We start from the raw sequence: 3,435 nt of genomic DNA, 5'->3' as shown, positions 1-3,435 counted from the left end.
CGTCGGCACTGGCGACCTTGGCCGCGTCCGGGGAGGTCACGGCGACGACGGGCTTGCCCTCGGGATTCATCCACGCCCCGGCGAACACATCCGGACGTTCGGTGCGGAATTCGCTGGCATAGGACTGCAATTGCTGGGCCCGGGCCGACCGGTCCAGATATTCGGTCGGGGTCATACCGAGATCGCGGGACAGCGCTTCGACGAGTTCGGCCGGGAGATCCTCGGCTCTGAGCTGTTCGGGTGCCGGGTCGGCCGCCGCCGATGTCGCACCGAACAGGGGAGCCAGGAGGACGGTCGAGCTGATGACGGCAGCTTTGACCGCGGCGCGACGCGCCACCGACTTGCGCATGGAGTCCCTTCGTAGGCACTTGTGTGCCAGATAATCCGCGGCCACGGGCTTGAATCCGTTGGCGCGCAGGTTTCCTCGAGCAGTGACCGGGTGCCGGGGTGGCCGGAATACACCGGTCAGGCGAACACTCTATGGCACAAAACGCTATCTGGCTTCCTCTTGACGACCTTCTTTGGATCCGGTGTCGGGAAGGTCCATTTCGGGATCCTCGTCGGTGGGAAATGGCATCGGAAACGGGAAGAACTCATAACCCCGTGACGGCCGGGGCCGGGTGGTCGGGGTTTCGGTGGTGGTGGTCGGATCGGTGAGCGTCGGACCCGGTGTCCCGGTGACGTCCGTGGTGGTGGGCGCGGGGGTCGGGGTCACCGTCGCCGGCGGGGGCGGTGGCGGCGGTTCGGCGTAGGTCGGCTCCGGCTCGTAGGTGGGCTCGGGTTCGTAGGTCGGTTCCACCGGCACGGGCGCCACCGGCTGTGGCAGCACAGGCGGGGGCGTCGGCAGGGCGGGCGTCTCGGTGACCGTGGGGGTGGCCGGGGCGCCGGGTTCGGCGGCCCCGCGCCCCAGCAGGACCGCGACGCCGACGGCGCCGATGATCACACCGCCCAGGGTGGCGGCGGCCACCAGGCCCGCCGTCCGGCGGACGCCGGTCTCGGTGGCGGGGCGTGCCGCCGGCGCGGATTTCGACGCGGCCTTGCGCGCGCCGGTGGCGGGCCTGGCGACGGGTACGGCGGCGGCCGGGGCGCTGATCGCCGGGTGTTCGGCGGCGGGCGCACCTCGTGCGGCGGCCAGGACCCCCAGGCTGGGCCCACCGTAGGTGGTCTCCGGGTCCATGGCCGGCGAGATCGCGGAATACGCCTTGGCGGGAGTGTCGCCGCTACCCAGTTTGGGCATGACGATCGTGTCGAGGAACGAGTTCTCGGCGGTCGTGGGATCGGGCGGGGTGGCCCCGGCCGGGGTGTCGAGGACCACGGCCAGCGCGGCCCGGCCGGCGTTCTCCGCGAAGAAGCGGCCCGCTTCGGCCGCGGTGAGTCCCGCGGGCCGGGCCGGTAGGTCGTCTTCGCTGATCAGGGCGACCGTTTTCAACCCCAGATAATCCAGTGCGCCGCGCATGGCCAGCACCTGCGATACCGGCCAATCGGCCGGATGGGTGGCGTAGAACTCGGCCGCGCCGTGCAGATGATCGGCGGTCAGGTTGATCAGGCAGAACATCGCGGTGGCGAGCAGGTCCTCACCGCGGAAGGCCTCGCCGTCGTCCACCACCACACCGGCGGGATCGCCCACCGCCGCGACGAATCCGGTGATCGTATGGGCGTGACCGGGTGGCGGGTTCGTACCGCCGAGGACGGCGTCGCCGTCGTCGGACATGTGCAGAACGGGTTCCCGGAGGATGAAATGCGGATCCGCGCCGTCGCCGACGACCGCTGCGGCGCACACGTGTTCCGCGATGTGCAGGCCGACCCCAGTGGCCATCCTCGGATCCTCGCTTCGACGTACTCGTCCAACAACCACGACACGGGTTCGCCCGTGACCGGCCCGGCGGCGGGCGCCGGGTCACCACGGGCGGAGCATTGACAATAACTCCGATTCGGCACCGGCGGGGATCCGGGCGGAAGGTGCGCGGATGCCGGGGACGGCACAGCTGGGTCACGATGTCGTAGCGACGGGGTTCGGCCCGCCGATCGAGGGAAGACTGGTGCGGGCTCCGGCGTACGGGGGTGCGGGAATAGTTCGCCGGGGCCCGGGGTTGAGCTGTTCGACAATGTTGAGTGAACTCGGCTCAAGTTTGACTTGACGGCTCGCAGGGAGACGGGCAGGATTGAGCCGACCACGCTCAGTATTGCTGGGACCGTGCTCTATGCCGTGCCTGGGGCTGGTCCGGAACGCCGTGGCTCCCCGAGTCCGGCGTACATGGGCGGACAGGCCCGTACAGACACAAGCAGTCGGAAATTGAGGAGGAACAAATGGCTCGTGCGGTCGGAATCGACCTCGGGACCACGAACTCGGTCGTCGCCGTTCTCGAAGGTGGTGAGCCGGTCGTCGTCGCCAACTCCGAGGGTTCGCGCACTACGCCCTCTGTCGTCGCGTTCGCGAAGAACGGTGAGGTACTGGTCGGTCAGCCGGCCAAGAACCAGGCCGTGACCAACGTCGACCGCACGATCCGTTCGGTGAAACGCCATATCGGCACCGACTGGACCGTGGAGATCGACGACAAGAAATACACCTCGCAGGAGATCAGCGCGCGCACGCTGATGAAGCTGAAGCGCGACGCCGAGTCCTATCTGGGCGAGGAGATCACCGACGCGGTGATCACCGTCCCCGCCTACTTCGAGGACGCCCAGCGTCAGGCCACCAAGGAGGCCGGGCAGATCGCGGGCCTGAACGTCCTGCGCATCGTCAACGAGCCCACCGCGGCCGCCCTGGCCTACGGCCTGGACAAGGGCGACAAGGAACAGACCATCCTGGTCTTCGACCTCGGTGGCGGCACCTTCGACGTCTCGCTGCTGGAAATCGGCGAGGGCGTCGTCGAGGTCCGCGCAACCTCCGGCGACAACCACCTCGGTGGTGACGACTGGGACGAGCGGGTCGTGCAGTGGCTGGTCGACAAGTTCAAGTCCAGCTCGGGCATCGACCTGACCAAGGACAAGATGGCCATGCAGCGGCTGCGTGAGGCCGCCGAGAAGGCCAAGATCGAACTGAGCTCCTCGCAGAGCACCTCGATCAACCTGCCCTACATCACCGTCGACGCGGAGAAGAACCCGCTGTTCCTCGACGAGCAGCTCACTCGCTCGGAGTTCCAGAAGATCACCTCGGACCTGCTCGACCGCACCCGCGCGCCGTTCCAGTCCGTGGTCAAGGACGCCGGGATCAAGGTCTCCGATATCGACCACGTCGTTCTCGTCGGTGGCTCCACCCGGATGCCCGCGGTCTCCGAACTGGTCAAGGAACTGACCGGTGGCAAGGAGCCCAACAAGGGCGTGAACCCGGACGAGGTCGTCGCCGTCGGCGCCGCCCTGCAGGCCGGTGTGCTCAAGGGCGAGGTCAAGGACGTCCTGCTGCTCGATGTGACCCAGCGACAGCGGGGTCACATC

The 3,435-nt window shown here is 68.3% G+C and carries 2 protein-coding genes and 1 pseudogene; 1 reads left to right on the top strand and 2 read right to left on the bottom strand.

The genetic code is table 11. The annotated features are described in order from the left end of the window. Together ACWDU1_RS30850 and ACWDU1_RS30845 are read right to left on the bottom strand one after the other, a co-directional pair. Positions 1-349, bottom strand: a pseudogene (locus ACWDU1_RS30850) (S1 family peptidase); the annotation flags it as partial. 144 nt (positions 350-493) lie between these two features. Next, positions 494-1,816, bottom strand: coding sequence for a hypothetical protein (locus ACWDU1_RS30845; RefSeq protein WP_450003877.1), 1,323 nt, complete (start codon positions 1,814-1,816; stop codon positions 494-496). A 491-nt stretch (positions 1,817-2,307) separates the two neighbouring features. Here ACWDU1_RS30845 and ACWDU1_RS30840 point away from each other — a divergent pair. After that, on the top strand, positions 2,308-3,435 hold a 1,128-nt coding region (locus ACWDU1_RS30840; protein ID WP_450003876.1), incomplete at its 3' end, for an Hsp70 family protein.

This window comes from Nocardia sp. NPDC003345, assembly GCF_053589395.1.
This window is presented reverse-complemented; position numbering and strand designations above follow the sequence as displayed.